We start from the raw sequence: 17,908 nt of genomic DNA on the forward strand, positions 1-17,908 counted from the left end.
AGCTCACCTTTGTCATCGGCTTTCACGATAGTACAAATGTTTTGTAAGGCTTCACCTACGTTAGCTTGTGCATTACCAGCAAGTAGTAAAGATGTAGTAGCGATTGCGATAGAAGTTTTAACTATTTTCAACATGGTTACATTCTCTTTTAAGTTAAGTTAATTGGATTTGTTTGAAACACTCCCTCGCTTCGATGACTCTATTAAAGACCAATTATCTTGATTAAAAAATCTACAAGGTGATACTTAGGTATGTGAAGTTATACTTTTTTATAAGGCATTCGTTTTACTCACATCATCCCTGATGTTTTTGATACGGCATCCATGCCGCACCAGTAACTTCTTTTCAACAGCTAAAAGAAGTAACCAAAAAAAGCCGCGCTCGAAACAAATTTACTTCGGGCTATCCATGCCTTAGATGAACCAGCTAAAGCTGTTCAAAAGTTTTCCAGAAACTTTTGTCTAATCCATCAAATAATTGTCTTTATAGTCGAAACGGCAATAAGCCGCTCCCAGCTATAAAAGATTGCCTTGTCCGAACGTCCATGTTCGCCCATTCGACAAGCCAATTCAGTGATGGGAAATTTGTAGTCGCGATGAATCTAAAACATGTGCTGCGCACTCGGAAGCTATTGCTGGTTCTCCATACCAATTTTTTTAGTGAATATTGATGTAATTTGGGTAACTTTGAATATGGGAAATGGGCATAAACTGTGAGGCAAGGTTTTCCTGTTAGTTGGCCTTTAGGCCGTAAATCTAAACAGTCGTTTAACTATAGCTGGATGTTAATAATAATGACTGAGATATGATCCTTACTCTGTTTATAAAACATAAAAAACGCCTTCACAATTGTGAAGGCGTTTTGGGGTTTTAGATAAGCCTTAATTAAAAATAACTAGAGGTTATTTTTGGTGACGTTTTCTCAGTACATCCACTACATCAGATAAATTCAAATCACTGGCTTGTAGCAATACTATCAAATGATAAATCAAATCTGCCGATTCATTTTTTAACTCATCAAGATCTTTAACTGTCGCTGCTAGAGCGGTTTCTACACCTTCTTCACCAACTTTTTGCGCAATGCGTTTTATGCCACTGGCATATAGACTAGCGGTGTAACTCGAATCAGCATCTGCGCCTTTACGTGAGGCAATGACTTGTTCTAACTCTGCAATAAAGCTGACATCGGCTGAGTCACTGCTTGACCAGCAAGTTTCAGTTCCTGTATGGCAAGTGGGGCCAACAGGATTAACTAAGGCAAGAATAGAGTCATTGTCACAATCAACTGTGATTTCAACCAAGTTTAAGCTGTTGCCTGATTCTTCACCTTTGGTCCATAAACGCTGTTTTGAGCGGCTAAAAAAGGTGACTAATTTTGTCTCTAGAGTTTTATCTAATGCTGCTTGGTTCATATAACCTTGCATTAATACTTTTCCGCTTACCGCATTTTGCACAACACATGGCAACAAGTTATCCATTTTTTGCCAAGCGAGTTCATTTGTATTTTGTTTAGTAATAATCATGTTGATCTATAATCTCTCGTCTCTTATCGCGACGTTTTGGTCACGTAAATAAGCTTTTAATTCTGGAATAGGAATAATACCTTTATGAAATACTGACGCGGCCAATGCGCCATCCACGTCGGCTTGTTCAAATACATCTTTAAAATGAATTTTTTCTCCAGCACCACCAGAGGCGATCAAGGGGACTTTACATGCAGCACGGATCGCAGCTAACTGTTCTATATCGTAACCTTTACGAACACCATCTTGATTCATACAGTTTAAAACAATTTCACCGGCGCCGCGTGTTTGTACTTCTTTAACCCAATCAGCGGTTTGCCAAGCAGTGACTTGAGTACGCGATTCGTCACCTGTGTATTGATGTACTTGGTATTTACCCGTCTCTTCGTTGTAGAAACTATCTATTCCAACCACGACACATTGTTGCCCATAAGTGTCGTGTAAACGGGTGATCAACTCAGGATCTGCAAGAGCGGGTGAATTGACTGATATTTTGTCGGCACCCATCTCTAGAATTTTCCCCGCGTCTTCAACTGTCTTAATACCGCCAGCAACACAAAAAGGAATATCAATGACTTGGGCAATACGTGTCACCCAACTTTTGTCGACGACTCGTTTATCACTGGAAGCCGTAATGTCATAAAATACCAGTTCATCAGCACCTTGCTGAGCGTATTGTTCTGCTAGGGGCACAATGTCACCGATAATTTCGTGATTACGAAATTTAACCCCTTTTACGACCTTGCCGTCTTTTACATCTAGGCAAGGAATGATGCGTCTAGCTAGCATATGAAACCTTTTATTTATGCTGATTTTAAATTGATTAAATCACTCTCGATTAACAAACTTGGGTTAACCAATTGTGTTTGTCTTCAATTTGTCCCCACTGAATCTTATTCAGGGTTTCTCTTAATTTTTGTGTGGTAGGTCCAGCTTCACCAGAGCCAACTTGATACTCTTTGCCGTTGTGGATCAAGGTTCCTACTGACGTTAGTACCGCTGCTGTACCCGATAATGCTGCTTCTACGCCAGGTTTAGCTGCGCGTTCAAGTAATTCAGTTACGGTAAGTTCACGCTCAGATACTGTCATGCCTAAATCAGCCGCAATTTGTAAAATCGAACTACGTGTCACACCATGTAAAAACGACGAGTCTAGGGCTTTTGTAATGATTTCATTACCGTCTATTAATAAAAAGTTAGCTGCGCCAGTTTCTTGCACATCACCATTTGGGCAGAATAAGATTTGGTCAGCTTGTACTTCAGATTTAGCGTCTAATATTGGGCCTAGTGCGCTGGCATAGTTACCACCACTTTTGATCATACCCATATGAGGTGCGCAGCGCATACCGGTTTCGTCTAGCAATATACGTAATGGTTTAGCGCCGCCGGCAAAATAGTCGCCAACAGGGGATATCAATACATACATCATAGAGCTTAAGCTCGGCGCTGCCGCTTTACCTACCGCCGCTTCGGTACCAATATGTGTAGGACGGATATACATAGATCCCGGAGGCTGTGGAATATCGTCTTTATATTTGGCCAAAATTTGCAAAACCATATCTGATACTTGGGCTTGGTCAATTTGTGGTAAATGCAATAACTGACTGCTTTGATCGAAACGATTAAGGTTTTGATCCATACGAAACACGTGCACGCTACCATCTTGATGTTTAAACGCTTTTAAACCTTCAAAACAGGTACTTGAGTAATGTAGAACGTGTGCACCTGGGTGCAACTGAATGCTGTCTGAGGATACAATTTCTGCATCACTCCATGCATCGTTTTCAAAATGAGTTAATGCCATTTGAGGCATAAACACTGAACCAAAAGCCGCCATTATTAATTCCTAAGCAGTTGTATTGTAAAATAAAAATGTTTTATTGAGCGCTATTCCAGCATTCAATTGCTTGTTCTACGGTGAACTTACCTTCAAGTAAAGCTCGACCTAAAATCACGCCACTTACCTGAGTAGGCTTTAACACAGCAATATCGTCTAACTTGCCAATGCCACCTGATGCTTGCCAACCAACCGTTGGGAAACGAGCGGTCATTTCTGTATAAAGTTGGTGATTGGCCCCTTGCAAAGTGCCGTCACGACTAATGTCGGTGCACAATACATGTTTAGCGCCAACAGATAAAAAGTCTTCAAGCAAAGCTTCAATGGATACGCCAGAGTTTTCCTGCCATCCATGGGTGGCAATAAACTTATTACCAGACTCATCAATATTGATATCTAGGGCAAGTACGATTGCTTCTGCACCGTATTTAGTAATCCAACCTTTTACTAGCTCAGGCTCTTTGACTGCTAATGAACCAATAACGACACGTTTTACACCAATCTCTAATAATTGTGCAACGTCTTGTTCACTGCGAATACCGCCGCCAGCCTGAAATTGCATACGATTTGTCGCGACCATTTTACTGATCAAATCTAGTTGGCGTTTACTGGTGTCTTTCGCACCCGTTAAATCAACAATATGTAACCATTTTGCGCCTTGATCAGCATAGCTGTTTACTACGTCTACGGGATCAAGTTTGTATTCGGTTTTTTGTTCGTAATCACCTTGATATAGACGAACTACTGAACCTTCTATTAAATCTATCGCTGGAATTATCATGTTTACTCTTAATTCTCTTTCTTGTGTCTAGCTAATTTAAAACGGGCTATTTTATAAGTGGCTAATTTATAATTGAATAAAGTTCTTCAACAACTGAGCACCTGCATCACTTGAGCGCTCTGGGTGGAATTGCACACCAAAAAAATTGTCTTTGTGAATTGCGGCTGAAAAGTCCTTTCCATAACTACAGCTGGCCATAGTGTATTTGGACAAGGCAACTGCAAAACTATGCACAAAATAAAAGTAGCTACCTGCATCTATACCTTTAAATAAAGGCGCATCATCAACTGGGGTAATTGTATTCCAGCCCATGTGAGGTAAACGTAAATCGCCCACTTGCATACGATTAACAGTGCCGGGAATTAAGCCTAAACAATCGGTATTGTCTGTGAGACTTTCTTCAGAAGACTCCACCATTAATTGCATGCCTAAACAAATGCCTAATACCGGTTGCGTTAAGCTTTGCACACACGCTTCAAGTTGTTTTTGTTTAATACTGGCCATAGCAGCGTTTGCACTGCCTACACCGGGTAAAAAGACCTTGTCAGCTTTTTGAATAATGTTGACATCATCACTCACGTCAACTTGTACACCTAATCGCTCAACAGCAAACTTTACCGAGGAAATATTGGCACAACCCGTGTTTACAATTACAATTTGTTGACTCATAAATTACAAGGCTCCCTTACTGCTTGGAAGTGCTTCACCTTGTTTGTGTATAGCTTGGCGTAACGCACGACCAAAGACCTTAAACAAACTTTCTACTTGGTGATGTGCATTGCCGTCAGTGGTGGATAAATGCAACGACAGTCCCATGGCTTGAGCCAAAGAATAGAAAAAGTGTTCAACCATTTCGGTGGCCATTTCACCCACTTGATCACGACTAAAATTCGCATCAAATTTAAGGTGAGGTCGATTAGATATATCTAAAATACATTCCGCGCGGCATTCATCCATGGGCAATGCAAAACCAAAACGTCCGATACCACGTTTGTCACCTAATGCTTTTTTCATGGCTTCACCTAAAGCAAGGGCTGTGTCTTCAACACTATGGTGATCATCAATATGTAAATCACCGTCAACGGTTAAGTTGAGCTCGAACCCACCGTGTGTGGCGATTTGATCTAACATGTGGTCAAAAAAGCCTAATCCTGTTTCGATAGTCGATTTGGCACTTGAGTCTAAATCTACTTTTACACGAATATCTGTCTCAGACGTTTTACGCACGACAGAGGCGACACGTTCGGTGGTGAGTAATTGTTTTTGTATGGTGAGCCAATTGTTGTTTTGCGGATCATATTTGATCCCAACTATGCCCATATTTTCAGCAAGTTGAATATCGGTATCTCTATCACCAATTACAAAAGAACGAGTGAAATCTACCTTTCCTTGTTGTAAATAGTCTTTGACTAAACCTAATTTGGGTTTACGGCAACTGCAGTTATCTTGATCAAAGTGTGGACAAATCAATACGTAATCAAACACTACACCTTGGCTAGACAAAATATCCATCATTTTATCATGGGCTAAATCAAAGTCGGCTTGTGGGAAACTATCTGTGCCTAAACCATCTTGATTCGATACCATGACTAAACGGAAACCAGATTGCTGTAACTTCAATAAAACTGGGATGACGTTTGGTTCGAAAACTAGTTTCTCAAGAGTGTCGAGTTGTTTGTCTATGGCCGGCTCTTCAACCAAGGTCCCGTCACGGTCGATAAATAAAATTGGCTGGCTCATGATTGATTTCCTAACTGTTGATAAAAGCGGGTGATTAAACCCAGCAATTGTTGATTTTGTGCTGGACTGCCTACGGTAATGCGTAAGCAGTTGCCTAGATTAAGTTGTTTGGATTGGTCGCGAATAAACATTTTATTACTGACTAAATAATCCATTAAGGCTTGTTTTTGTTCGGTCCTAAACAAAATAAAGTTGGCTTTGTCGTCACCCACTAATTGAATGTCACCTAAGGTGCTTAATATTTGTTTAAGTTTTTGTTTTTCTTGTTGGATCGCAGCCACTTGATTTTGCATTGTGGCTAAACCATTTTTATTTAACGCCTGTGCCGCAATTTGTGCCACAGGTTCTGGCATAGGGTAGGGCGCTATTACTTTTAGCAAGGTATGAATAATCGGTTCATTGGCGATGGCAAAGCCACACCTGAGTCCAGCTAGAGCAAAAGCTTTTGATAAAGTACGTAATACTACCAAATTAGGGTAGTTAGCCAATTGAGTCGACCAAGTGTTGTCTGCATCAAACTCTATGTAAGCTTCGTCAACTACAACTAATGCAGAGCCGGCAAAGTGAGTTAATACTTGTTCAATTTGATCTTTATCAACTGAAGTGCCCGTTGGATTATTCGGTGAACAGATAAAAACAAGATTAACCTTATCTTTAAACGTCTTAACAAGATCTAAATCTAATGAAAAATCAGTATTCAAAGGGGCTTTGAGTATGCCTACATTACATGTTTCCGCACTTATTGCGTACATGCCATAAGTCGGAGGGCAAATAAGAATATTATCTTGGCCAGGTGTGCAAAAAGCGCGAATGAGTAACTCGATCCCTTCGTCAGCCCCTCTACTAACCAATAGTTGTTTGTTATTTACACCAGCATATTCGGCGTATTGATTGATCACAGCACTAGGTTGGCAATCGGGGTAACGATTAAAGTACGCACTATCTACGTCAAACTCATTAGCATAGGGTGATTCATTGGCATTTAGCCAAACCGGTACTTGTTCGCCTGCATCATTGTCAGCAGCGGCAAATAAACGCCTTGCTGATTCATAGGGTACAAGTGTCTTTAAGTTTTCGCATACCAACTTGTCGATCAGTGTATTTAGGTCTTGGCTCATGATGCGTCACCGCCTTTAATCTCAGCACTTAAATCGCTTTGCAGACGTAAAGCCACCGCTTGTCTGTGGGCATCTAAACCTTCTGCATCAGCTAAGTCCATGATGGCATCACCAATATTTTGTAAACCTTGGTAGGTTAATTCTTGCACAGTAAAACGGCGCATAAAATCAGCCAATCCTAAACTCGAATAGTTACGCGCATAACCATAGGTGGGTAACACATGGTTGGTACCACTGGCGTAGTCGCCTGCAGACTCTGGTGACCATTGGCCGACAAATATCGAGCCCGCATTGGTGAGTTTGTCTAAACTCTCTCGCGCATTATTAATTTGTACAATAAGGTGCTCAGGGCCATAGGCATTGCTGACTTCAAAAGCTTGCTCGATGTTATCCGTTAAAATATAACGACTATGTTGAATCGCTTGTTCTGCAATATTTTGCCTGCTTAGGGTAGCAAGCTGGGCCGATACTTGTTGTTTAGTGGCTTCTATTAGAGTGGCACTATCAGACACTAAAACAGCCTGAGAATCAGCGCCGTGTTCGGCTTGGGATAATAAATCAGCGGCGACATAAACAGGATTCGCATCCTTGTCTGCAATCACTAATACTTCTGACGGACCGGCCGGCATGTCTATGGCTGGACCTGCTGGAATACGACTGACTTGCTGTTTTGCTTCTGTGACAAAACTATTGCCCGGGCCAAATATCTTATCCACTTTAGTGATGGATTCTGTGCCAAGGGCAAGCGCCGCAATAGCTTGAGCTCCGCCGACTAGATAAATCTCATTGATGCCACAGAGTTTAGCGGCGTATCTAATTTCATTAGCGATTTCGCCATCTTTATTTGGCGGGGTGCACAATACTTTTCGTGGGCAACCAGCAACTTGCGCCGTTGCCCCTAACATCAATACTGTAGAAGGTAATGGAGCGGTTCCACCAGGAATATACAAACCAACAGAAGCAAGAGGGGCGTGTTTTAATTCACATACAACACCGGGGGCTGTCTCCACTTTAACGTCTTGTGGATACTGAGCTTGATGAAATGTTTTGATATTGGCATAAGCCTGATCAATCGCACGTTTAACCTTAGGGCTCAACAGTGCGGCGACTTCTTCAAGGCTGACTTCATCAAATCGTATGTTTGATAATTTAGCACCATCAAACTTTTCGGTGAGGGCAAATAATGCCTGATCACCTTGTGTTTTTACTTGCTCAATTATATCAGCCACAATCCCTGTTAATTTTAGATTGTCAGCCAGTGCTGGACGACTTAATAAGTCATCTTGTTGGTTGTTATTTAGTGTTGACCAAATTTCCATTATTTTGCCTGTGTACCTACTTCATCATTTTTTCGATTGGCATAACCAAAATCGAACTACAACCAAGAGTTTTTAACTTCTCCATGGTTTCCCAAAACAGTGTTTCTGGGCTGACTACATGAATAGCGACAACATCGTCATTACCGGCAAGTGGCAATACCGTTGGTGTCTCTGAACCAGGTAATAAACTTTTCACCTGTTCTAAATAGGATTTAGGCGCATGAAGCATGATGTATTTGCTTTCTTTAGCTTGAGTTACACCATCCATACGAGGCAACATTTTGTTGATAAGCTCTTGTTTCTCTGAGCTTAACTCTCCAGCTTGTTGGATTAATACCGCGCGCGATACGAATATTTCGTCTGCTTCTTGTAACCCGTTTGCTTCTAATGTGGCACCAGTAGAAACCAAATCACAAATTGCATCTGCTACGCCTGCTCTTGGCGCTACTTCAACAGAGCCCGTTAACATGACAGTACTCGCATTGATATTTTCTTTTTTGAAGAAACGCTCAAGTAAGTAAGGGTAGGTTGTAGCGACCTTTTTACCTTGTAACGACTGAATACCTTGGTAATCCATTTCGTTAGGTACAGCCAAAGATAAACGACAGCCGCCGTAGTCTAGTCGACGAAGTTCAACATAATCAGCTGCTTTACCCGCCGCTTGGCGTTCAAGCATTTTTTCTTCAAGTTCATTCTGACCGATGAAACCCATGTCTACTACGCCATCCATCACGAGTCCAGGAATGTCGTCGTCACGAACCAACAATAAATCGATAGGTTGGTTAGTTGAATGAGCAATCAATAAACGGTCACGGATTTGTAACTTAATGCCAATGGCTTTAAGTAGAGAAATGCTGTCGTCACTTAAACGACCTTTCTTTTGTACTGCAATACGAAGTCTTTTGCTGTCACTCATGATGAATGTGTCCCGTTTTATCTCAATTTTGTTAGTGTGCGTTCATTTACGACAATTTCAAATTATCTTGTCGTAAGCAAAATGCCATAAAATGAAAAACCCCCGAAAGTTGCCTTCCGGGGGTTTAGAAAATTTTCTGCAGCGCCGGAAGGATCCAATAACCTTCCAGCCTAAACCTGAAAGGTTAAGCTTTATGGTGATGGACGACTTGCAGTGTGTTTTTCAAAATTTTGTTCATTCCAATTGTCAGATGCCCCAAAAATTTAGTGCATCAATTTATGCCGCATACATTATGCAATCGGCCCGATTAATGCAATGAAAAATAGCGAGAAAGTTAGCTATTTCTTACAATTAAATCGACTATGGTATGTTGAGCTAGTATATTTTGAATTATCTGCTCAAAAATAGGTCAATATAGGAAGGAAGGTTAAAAATTATGACCAGTGACTTATTATTTTCTGTGTTACCTCGAGAAGGTAAAGTGCCGATTAAGCATGATACACAGAAAGTTGAAAAAATAGACAAGCAAGATAAGTTAAAACCTCTTAGCGATGAGGAGCAGGAGCTGCACGTTGAAGAACGAGAAGCCAGACAACAGCAGCAGGAAAAACACAATCAACAAAAATCAGCAGAAGATAATCGAGACACGCATCAAGAATCTGAGAAACAGCCAAATAAAAAAAAGCCTAAAGGGCCTAAACATTTAGATATATATGTGTAGAAACTATTTATTAGGTTAATCTTAATTTTCATCATTTCTTAATCTCTATCCACAAGGTCCATCAAAAACATGCCGATAATGCGTTTCGCTAAGATTAAAACACTTATGCCTGGCATATTTGTATCTACCATTGTTGGATTAGCAGCCTTGTTTTTGAGTGAACACTATGGCGCACCCGCTATGTTATTTGCTTTGTTGTTAGGCATTGCGATGTCCTTTTTGTACGAAGGCACGGATTGTAGAGAAGGTATTGAATTTACGGCAACACATGTTTTGCGGATAGGTGTGGCTTTATTAGGATTGCGCGTAGCTTTTGGTGACTTAATAGCACTTGGTTGGAAAACAGGGTTGCTATTGGTGGTGGCAATATTAAGTACTATCGGAGTCGGCTTAATATTGGCTAAGTTTTTGGGTTTACAAAAACGATTTGGCGTACTTACTGGTGGGGCCGTTGGGATCTGTGGTGCATCAGCGGCTATGGCTATATCAGCGGTTCTTCCCGATGATAAAAATAAAGACAGAGATACCTTGTTAACCATTATTGGCGTCACAGCGTTTTCCACTATTGCTATGATTTTATATCCCATTATTGCAGCTCAACTTGGTTTAGATGAGGTCAGTACTAGTATATTTCTTGGCGGCACAATTCATGATGTCGCTCAAGTTGTTGGAGCAGGGTATTCTGTGTCAGAGCCGGCAGGTGATTTGGCGACTTTGACTAAATTAGTACGAGTCGCATTTCTAATGCCAGTGGTGTTGTGCATTCTACTCGTATTAAAATTGAATATAAAAAGTGGCGTAAAATCCCAAAAAATAAAAATGCCTGCGTTTCTCATCGCATTTTTTTTGTTGATGAGTGTTAATAGTTTAATGGACTTACCAAGTGCACTTATCAGCGGGGCAACTGACATATCGCGCTTTGCTTTGGTGGTTTCTATTGCTGCCATTGGAATGAAATCAAACCTAAGTCAAATACTTACTGTTGGTATAAAACCCATATTATTATTGTTAATCGAAACAGTGTGGATAGCCGGTTTAATTTTATTCGCACTGCCATTTTTGGCATAAATTAATCGTAATCGGAAGGTGTAGTGTGAGTAGAATCAATATTGATGTGCCTTGTAAGCAAGATTACTTAAGTTTAATTGAAATTTGGGAGGAGTCTGTAAGAGCAACACATGAATTTTTGCCCGAAGAAAATATTAAGTCCTTAAAGTCTCAGATCTTAATGTTTTATTTTGATGCAGTGGAATTAAGAGGGGCTAAAAACGAAAATAATGAATATGTAGGGTTCATAGGAGTTGCTGATGGAAACATTGAAATGTTGTTTGTCTCTCCTAAATATATTGGTTGTGGAATCGGTGCTCTTTTAACAAACCATGCGATAAAACATCAATCGGCGATAAAGGTTGATGTAAATGAGCAAAACCCAGCGGCAGTGGGTTTTTATCAGCACATTGGGTTTAAGGTTGTTGGCCGTTCTGAATTAGACGGCCAAGGCAACCCTTTTCCTCTATTACACATGGGGTTAGAAACATAATTTACACAGTCATTTAGTTGTCAGTTTGCAACGGTTTTAAATACATATAATAAGCACTTAAAGCTTTACCTTGCGTATGTAATATCCCTTCTATTTTATGCCGTCCTTGAGTTAAGGCGATTTCGAATGAAGCTACTTTTTGATCAGCCGTTACTTTTTTAGTTACCTTTTGTTTATCTAACACTAACTCTACTGAATCTATTTTTATAGACTTACTAGGCAGCTTATATAAATTAAAATTTTGGTCTAATTTTTTAGCGCTAAAGTCTTTTTGATACAAATCGCCAAAGCTTAAGTTTGATTCTTTGGGCCAGCGACTAAATTCAACTTGATATTGTCCTGCCACTTCAACATCGATATGCCATGCACCACGATTACGAATACCTGCTCTCACATGAGATTGGTCATAAGTGGCGACATCGCCATACCAAGCTTGTGACGTTAGCGTGACTTCTGCTTGTTTATTGGGGTTAATCACAGTAGGGGATAAGCGCACATTTTTTGTAACATCAGTCCACCAATCTAGATAGAAGTTTTGTAGTTCTTCGGCTTTTTGTGGGTGCTGTTTTGAAATATCCAGACTTTGGCTAGGGTCGGTCTCTAAATTAAATAACGCTTTGCCAACCAAACGCCATTTGTCTTGTAAAACGACATAGTCTTTATATTTTACTAATGCACCATCACCTAAAGGTTTGCCAAAATTTGCTTGATTGTGGATCACCATTTTACGTTGCTGTAATGTAGAATTTTTATGTTTAAGTATTGAAGCTAGGCTAGTCCCATCGAACTCCACCGCTTTGGGGAGTTCTAATTTTAATAAGTCGATTAGGGTAGGTAATACGTCTATTTGAGCTGATAGTTGGTCACGCTTTTGATTGCCAACTAACCCTCCATTGGGCCAATGCCAAAAAGAAGCCGCTCTATGACCACCTTCAAAGGCTGAGGTTTTTCTGCCGCGCATATTGGCATTGTAACCCGCCGTTGGGAGGGCATTCTTACCACCTTCAAAACCTTTACTGGTGCCATTGTCTGTCATGTATAAGATTAGGGTGTTTTCGGCTAATCCCTTCTTGTTTAAATAATTTCTTAACTTTCCTACATTATTATCTATGGTTTGAATCATTCCATAGAACCTTGCTCTCGTCTCCGGCACATCAGGTTTTAAATAAGGTGTAAAGTGTTTTTCTTCGACATTAAATGGGCCATGAGGTGCGTTAGCGGCGAGATAAATAAAAAATGGTTTGTCGTTAGATTTGTCGATAAATTTTTTAGCTTGGTTAAACCAAACATCGGTTGTATAACCTTTGGTTTTAGTTGGAATACCATTATCAAAATAGACATCGTCGAAATAGTCGTTATCCCAGTAATCAGGCACTTCTCCAGCTACACCACCACCATGAATGAAAGATTTATCAAAACCGCGATCATTCGGTCTAAAAGGGTAATTGTCTCCTAAATGCCACTTTCCAAATATGGCAGTTGAGTATTCATTATGTTTGAACACCTCTGCCATGGTCATTTCTTCTTTGTATAAATGATTTCTGCCAGCAAAAGTTAACCAAACACCGACTCTAGTTGAGTATCGACCCGTCATTAATCCAGCTCGAGAAGGAGAGCAAGTAGGGTCTACATGAAAATCTGTTAATTGGATACCGTCGTTAGCTAACTTATCTAAATTGGGAGTTTTCACAATGGGATTGCCAGTGACAGAAAAGTCACCGTAACCTTGGTCATCTGACAAAATAACAATGACATTAGGTCGATTTTCTATGGTTTTATCTTGTAAGGATAATACCTTTGAACTAAACGCACTCAATGCAAAGCAGGATAATAAAATTAGAGTATTTTTCACCGATAATACCTGGTTAACAATTTACAATGTGTTATTGTATATCTAATGTTAATTGTTTGTATATGAATATAATGGTCTAATTTAGTCATATTCGATGAATGAAAGTTTAAAGCCTCATCTTGGCGTGTTAATTGCTTCTAAAAAGCTATGTAAATTGGTTGATCAGTAAATTGGAATTTCAAATGAAATATTCATTGATTAAAATGGTGTCACCTCTCGTACTCTTGTCTATAACAGGATGTAGCAGTAATTTATTTTCTGTATCGATAGAAGATAAAAATGTATGTGTTAATCAAAATGGTGAACGTATTCACTGTGACAATCTAGTTCATTCAGTTGAAGATAATAGTCAGTATGCACACCCACCTGCAGAGCCTGATCCAGATAGCATTACTGATCAAAGTTTGTTTAGTACTTCATTACATTTCAATTTATTAAACGATTATGTAGAGCAAATGGCGTTAGATATTCGCCAAGATCTGGCTGACACTAAGTTGTCTTTCCCTATTGCGGTTGCTTCATTTGTACATTTAGATTCAAGCTTAACCAATACAGATACGCTAGGTAACCAGCTTTCGGAGCAGTTTATTAGTGAATTAAGAGATATGGGGTTGGCTGTCAGTGACCATAGAATTACTGGCAACTTACAAGTTACACCTAAAGGAGATTTTGCTTTTTCTAGGGATACTAAACAATTAAAAAGCTCACACAATGTAGGTTATGTATTAACGGGCACAATGACCAAACAAATGAACGGCATGTTGATTAATGCAAGGGTAGTAGGCTTAACATCTAATATGGTGGTGGCGTCTAGCTCTAAACTTATTCCTAATGTGGTTTTGTAGGCTCTGTATCTGAACTCGAGTTATCTAGGTCTTTTAATAAAAAGCCGCTGTGAATTAACGCAGCGGCTTTTTTATGACCTTTTTATTATCAAGTGGCGGTTCGTTATTTACTAACCAACTTAATACCATCAACTAGATTATTGTTGAGTAATGAGTTGGCAATGTCGGCCGGAAGAAACCCTTGAGCGGATGCAACAACTGCTTTTGATTCAAAACCCACCACTCTCGCATTAACCAAAACACCGCCTTGTTGTTTGGTTAGCGTACCTAATAACACGTAGTCCGCTTTTACATTGGCTTTGAGTTCTAAAAAGTCTCGGCTTAGCGCAAAGTCCCCGGTTTTAGTAATCCGAATGTAGTCCGTCGCTTTGTAATCAATGACTGGAATGCCAAATTTATGAATTTCATGAATGAAACTTTCTGCTATTTGATTGCCTAAAAGGTTAGACGCAGAAAAGTCACTATCCAGATAAACAAAACTCGTTACCATCATAGGAGTTGTTTGATTGACGTATTGTAAATTACTCACTAAATCTTGCATTAAACCTCTTACATAGTGATTTACGTTACGGTTCTTAGGATTAAGTTTATTCATGGCATAGGCGTTGGCATCACCGCCATTTTGTGAAAACTTATTTTTATAGTGTTGTTGAAAATGAGCACTGGCTTCTAAAGGTTGCATGTCATCAGTGTCTAGGTTGTTGAGCACCTGAGCTTTACCACTTTCCATTTGGTTATTATTAAAGCTTCCGTTCGACACGTTTTCTTGTAGTCCAGCACAGCCATTAAGTAAAACACTCAAACACAGAGCAAGTTTGCATAATTTCATTGTATTCTCCTAATAGGCGCTACGGTAAATTTGGTTATTTTTGAGCGTCACTTTTGAACTACTCCACATAGTATCGTTGGGTATATAATCTGTTGCTGCAGCCAGTACAATATTATCGGGTAATTGCACAAGTCTAATATTCACTATGGTGCTGTTTTCCTGTTTGGTATAGGTTCCCGTTAAAAAATAGTCTGCAGAAATATTTGAATTTAAATCTTCCACCTCTCTGCTTAACATCTTATCGGCAGCAGAGGTGATTTTTATAGTGGGCATAGTTTTAAAATCAACGACTTGTAATCCAGCTTGAGTAGCAAATGTCATCAGGCTCTCTTGAATTTGAAGCCCTAACATCTTTGATTGAGGCAATGGATCGCCGTTTTCTTGTAAGGCCGGTAAAATTGTGCCGATTGCCACAGTCCCTACATTGTCTATTAGGTTAGAACTGCTTAATAATTGTCTGGCAAGTTTTTCAACGTGTCGATGTAAGGTGTTTTGTTGATGAAAGTTTCGATCTTTTAGACTATTGGTAGAGTGGGCATTTTCAGCAGAACTACCTAAATCAGTCAATACACACGCAGACAACATAAAAGTGATCGGTATAACCGTTAATAAATGACGCATAGTAAGTTCACACCTTAAAAAATATTAAATAAAGAATAGCAATATAAATGCCAAGGGCATGGATTATTGAGCTCCAAACTAATTTTTATTGATTAATATCGAAATAAATTGTTGGGTTAATCTATCTATACAGTTATAGATATTTTTTTGGATTGATTATGAATTTTCCCCGTTTTTACCAAAGGTCTCACAGCGTCTTGGATAAGAGTAAAGTCATCGAAGGTTTAGCCCCTTTATTACTTCGATTATATTTAGCGCCAGTTATGCTGCAAGCAGGGTGGAATAAATACTCTCATTTTGCTGACATAGTTGATTGGTTTGGTAACCCAGAATATGGACTAGGTTTACCTTTTCCAGCCTTGATGGCCTTTTTAGCTATGGCAACTGAATTGGTTGGGGGCGCTTTGTTATTAATTGGATTAGTTACTCGTTGGATTTCCATTCCTTTGATGGCCACTATGTTAGTGGCTGCATTGACAGTGCATTGGCCAAACGGATGGGCTGCGATTGCTGATGCGAATAGTTGGTTATCAAATGGCACTTTATTTCTTAATCAGGCCGTGGTTGAGGCACCAGAAAAGCTGAGTATGGCGAGATCAATACTAGAAGAGCATGGGAATTACGACTGGTTAACATCTAGTGGAAAGTTTGTTGTTCTTAATAATGGTATTGAATTTGCCATTACCTATTTTATTATGCTGTTGTCGTTGTTTTTTACCGGTGGTGGAAAATATACCAGTGTTGATTATTTCTTAGATAAGAAGTTAGCTGAATAGATATCTAGTTAAACGGCCAATTGATATGTTGATTATGGAAAGGTGCTTTTGCGCCTTTTTTGTTTATTTCGTTGCTGTTAGTGCATATCATGCAGCAAATTAAATAAAAGCAATAAAGGTAATTTCATGCAGGCGTTAGATTTATTACTCAACAGACGTTCTCATCCTCGGTTACAAAGTCCGGCCCCTCAAGGGCAAGCGTTAGAAAATATTATGCAAGCAGCACTAAGAGCGCCAGATCATGCAGGGCTTGCACCTTGGCAATTTATTATATGTCAAAATCAAGGCCTAACAAAATTAGGCGACGTCTATAAGGAAGCCGCGATTGCGGGTAATAAATCAGAACGTGACATCGAACGAGCTCCACAATTGCCGCTGCGAGCCCCGATGGTGATAGTCGCGATTTCTAAATATACAGAACACGCTAAGGTTCCTTGGGTTGAGCAGGTGGCTTCAACTTCTTGCGCAGTGCATAGCATGCAAATGGCGGCTTTTGCTCAAGGTTTTTCCGGCGTTTGGCGTACTGGGTTTTATGCCCAAGATCAACATGTAAAGCAGGCTTTAAAGTTACAAGATAAAGATGAAATCGTGGGCTTTTTATATTTGGGCACCGCTAGTTGTGAAGTTCAACCAAAGCCACCGAAAAATTCAACTGAGTATTTTGAATTTTGGGACTAATAGCTCTTTTTATGATTACGATTAAAACTAAATAACTTCAGGTTTAGTCCCAGCAAGTTTTCTGGTAAATGGTTAGGTTTGACCAGATAGTCAGAATAACTTGCTTGAAACTTGAACATACTTTATAGTGTTCCTTGGTTTGTAAGACCTCTCTCAATACAAACCGCCAATGTTATGTCTTTCCTTGATCCAGTCAGCCAGCATTAAAACAAAGTAATCAGTAGAATTTTCTAACTGTTTACATAATAACAAGCTGAATTATTGTACGGCGAAAAGTGAGCGTTAAGCACTGTGACAAATTTGAATTGTCAGTGTCTCCTTAGTAAAACCTTATTGGTAGTATCGTCAACACTGTATTGAAGCTTATTGAAAAATAAGACCAAGTTTATATTTGGTCATTTTAAAGTGAGTTTTATTATGTCTTATACATATAACGGAACACAGATCCGTGTTAAATGCCCAGTGCATCAAATATCTGTAAACAAGCTAAAAGTCGCATTTGCTGACAAATGTGGGCAACAAGTTAATACCTTCTCAAATAATGCAGAAGCAAAACAATTTGTTGATTGGTTAATTCAAATTCAATAACTAGTTTTATTGTTGGAGTTAGTCACCACAATTATGGTTCAGTAATGGTTATGTCCTGTAGACATTACTGAATCTGTTAATCCGTGTTACCTTTTAAAATAAATTTTTATAAAAAGCTTATTAATTTGGGAAGGGTGGCAATTATGCGTCAAGCTCGGTTAGACCTTACGTTATTTTCAGTTTTATTCTTGTTTGTATGTGTCGCTGATGGCCAAACATATAAAG

At 39.5% G+C, this 17,908-nt stretch carries 19 protein-coding genes, 1 pseudogene and 1 other annotated feature; of the genes and pseudogenes, 7 read left to right on the plus strand and 13 right to left on the minus strand.

Going from position 1 to position 17,908, the window contains the following annotated elements:
• From ACSHXM_RS16410 to hisG, 10 genes and pseudogenes are all read right to left on the minus strand, one after another.
• Positions 1-134, minus strand: a pseudogene (locus ACSHXM_RS16410) (DUF3718 domain-containing protein); the annotation flags it as partial.
• Positions 135-901: 767 nt separating this feature from the next.
• Complete coding sequence (gene hisIE / locus ACSHXM_RS16415; protein WP_435690447.1) at positions 902-1,522, minus strand: bifunctional phosphoribosyl-AMP cyclohydrolase/phosphoribosyl-ATP diphosphatase HisIE; 621 nt, start codon at positions 1,520-1,522, stop codon at positions 902-904.
• A 6-nt stretch (positions 1,523-1,528) separates the two neighbouring features.
• On the minus strand, positions 1,529-2,311 hold the full coding sequence (gene hisF, locus ACSHXM_RS16420) for an imidazole glycerol phosphate synthase subunit HisF (protein ID WP_435690449.1): 783 nt from the start codon (positions 2,309-2,311) through the stop codon (positions 1,529-1,531).
• Between the two features lie 49 nt (positions 2,312-2,360).
• On the minus strand, positions 2,361-3,359 hold the full coding sequence (locus tag ACSHXM_RS16425; RefSeq protein ID WP_435690451.1) for a branched-chain amino acid aminotransferase: 999 nt from the start codon (positions 3,357-3,359) through the stop codon (positions 2,361-2,363).
• 40 nt (positions 3,360-3,399) lie between these two features.
• Complete coding sequence (gene hisA, locus ACSHXM_RS16430) at positions 3,400-4,140, minus strand: 1-(5-phosphoribosyl)-5-[(5-phosphoribosylamino)methylideneamino]imidazole-4-carboxamide isomerase (RefSeq protein ID WP_435690453.1); 741 nt, start codon at positions 4,138-4,140, stop codon at positions 3,400-3,402.
• 66 nt (positions 4,141-4,206) lie between these two features.
• Positions 4,207-4,809, minus strand: a complete 603-nt coding sequence (gene hisH / locus ACSHXM_RS16435; RefSeq protein WP_435690455.1) for an imidazole glycerol phosphate synthase subunit HisH — start codon at positions 4,807-4,809, stop codon at positions 4,207-4,209.
• A gap of 3 nt (positions 4,810-4,812) precedes the next feature.
• Positions 4,813-5,883 carry a bifunctional histidinol-phosphatase/imidazoleglycerol-phosphate dehydratase HisB gene (gene hisB, locus ACSHXM_RS16440; RefSeq protein ID WP_435690482.1) on the minus strand — a complete coding sequence of 357 codons (1,071 nt, stop codon included), beginning with the start codon at positions 5,881-5,883 and terminating at the stop codon, positions 4,813-4,815.
• Complete coding sequence (gene hisC, locus ACSHXM_RS16445) at positions 5,877-6,998, minus strand: histidinol-phosphate transaminase (protein WP_435690457.1); 1,122 nt, start codon at positions 6,996-6,998, stop codon at positions 5,877-5,879. The genes hisB and hisC overlap by 7 nt, the downstream gene beginning before the upstream one ends.
• The gene (gene hisD / locus ACSHXM_RS16450; protein ID WP_435690459.1) at positions 6,995-8,317 is read right to left on the minus strand and encodes a histidinol dehydrogenase; all 1,323 of its coding nucleotides are present in this window, start codon (positions 8,315-8,317) and stop codon (positions 6,995-6,997) included. The genes hisC and hisD overlap by 4 nt, the downstream gene beginning before the upstream one ends.
• Positions 8,318-8,333: 16 nt before the next feature.
• Positions 8,334-9,233 carry an ATP phosphoribosyltransferase gene (gene hisG / locus ACSHXM_RS16455; protein WP_435690461.1) on the minus strand — a complete coding sequence of 300 codons (900 nt, stop codon included), beginning with the start codon at positions 9,231-9,233 and terminating at the stop codon, positions 8,334-8,336.
• A 90-nt stretch (positions 9,234-9,323) separates the two neighbouring features.
• Positions 9,324-9,440: a sequence feature (His leader region), on the minus strand.
• A gap of 229 nt (positions 9,441-9,669) precedes the next feature.
• Between hisG and ACSHXM_RS16460 the strand changes: the two genes are divergently transcribed.
• The 3 genes from ACSHXM_RS16460 (at position 9,670) to ACSHXM_RS16470 (ending at position 11,494) form a co-directional block, all read left to right on the plus strand.
• Complete coding sequence (locus ACSHXM_RS16460) at positions 9,670-9,954, plus strand: hypothetical protein (protein ID WP_435690463.1); 285 nt, start codon at positions 9,670-9,672, stop codon at positions 9,952-9,954.
• Between the two features lie 69 nt (positions 9,955-10,023).
• Complete coding sequence (locus ACSHXM_RS16465; RefSeq protein ID WP_435690465.1) at positions 10,024-11,022, plus strand: YeiH family protein; 999 nt, start codon at positions 10,024-10,026, stop codon at positions 11,020-11,022.
• Between the two features lie 34 nt (positions 11,023-11,056).
• Positions 11,057-11,494: an acetyltransferase gene (locus ACSHXM_RS16470; RefSeq protein ID WP_435690484.1), complete on the plus strand. Its 438-nt coding sequence runs from the start codon at positions 11,057-11,059 to the stop codon at positions 11,492-11,494.
• 13 nt (positions 11,495-11,507) lie between these two features.
• Here ACSHXM_RS16470 and ACSHXM_RS16475 read toward each other — a convergent pair whose 3' ends face one another.
• Entirely contained in the window at positions 11,508-13,346 is a 1,839-nt protein-coding gene (locus tag ACSHXM_RS16475; protein WP_435690467.1) for an arylsulfatase, read from the minus strand.
• 182 nt (positions 13,347-13,528) lie between these two features.
• Here ACSHXM_RS16475 and ACSHXM_RS16480 point away from each other — a divergent pair, with 182 nt between their 5' ends.
• Positions 13,529-14,191 (plus strand): FlgO family outer membrane protein, encoded by a 663-nt coding sequence (locus ACSHXM_RS16480; protein ID WP_435690469.1) that lies wholly within the window; start codon positions 13,529-13,531, stop codon positions 14,189-14,191.
• A 103-nt stretch (positions 14,192-14,294) separates the two neighbouring features.
• On the opposite strand, the gene ACSHXM_RS16485 is transcribed toward ACSHXM_RS16480, so the two are convergent.
• Both ACSHXM_RS16485 and ACSHXM_RS16490 read right to left on the minus strand, forming a co-directional pair.
• Complete coding sequence (locus ACSHXM_RS16485) at positions 14,295-15,020, minus strand: FlgO family outer membrane protein (protein WP_435690471.1); 726 nt, start codon at positions 15,018-15,020, stop codon at positions 14,295-14,297.
• Between the two features lie 9 nt (positions 15,021-15,029).
• Complete coding sequence (locus ACSHXM_RS16490; RefSeq protein WP_435690473.1) at positions 15,030-15,641, minus strand: FlgO family outer membrane protein; 612 nt, start codon at positions 15,639-15,641, stop codon at positions 15,030-15,032.
• A gap of 158 nt (positions 15,642-15,799) precedes the next feature.
• Between ACSHXM_RS16490 and ACSHXM_RS16495 the strand changes: the two genes are divergently transcribed.
• The 3 genes from ACSHXM_RS16495 to ACSHXM_RS16505 all read left to right on the plus strand — a co-directional run bounded on the left by ACSHXM_RS16495 (position 15,800) and on the right by ACSHXM_RS16505 (position 17,683).
• A complete protein-coding gene (locus ACSHXM_RS16495; protein WP_435690475.1) occupies positions 15,800-16,417 on the plus strand; it encodes an HvfX family Cu-binding RiPP maturation protein in 618 nt (205 codons plus the stop codon).
• A gap of 126 nt (positions 16,418-16,543) precedes the next feature.
• Entirely contained in the window at positions 16,544-17,095 is a 552-nt protein-coding gene (locus ACSHXM_RS16500; RefSeq protein ID WP_435690477.1) for an NAD(P)H nitroreductase, read from the plus strand.
• Positions 17,096-17,512: 417 nt separating this feature from the next.
• The gene (locus ACSHXM_RS16505) at positions 17,513-17,683 is read left to right on the plus strand and encodes a hypothetical protein (protein WP_435690480.1); all 171 of its coding nucleotides are present in this window, start codon (positions 17,513-17,515) and stop codon (positions 17,681-17,683) included.
• Positions 17,684-17,908 lie beyond the last annotated feature (225 nt).

The sequence above is a fragment of the Paraglaciecola sp. genome (assembly GCF_051252315.1).
Taxonomy (GTDB): Bacteria; Pseudomonadota; Gammaproteobacteria; order Enterobacterales; family Alteromonadaceae; genus Paraglaciecola.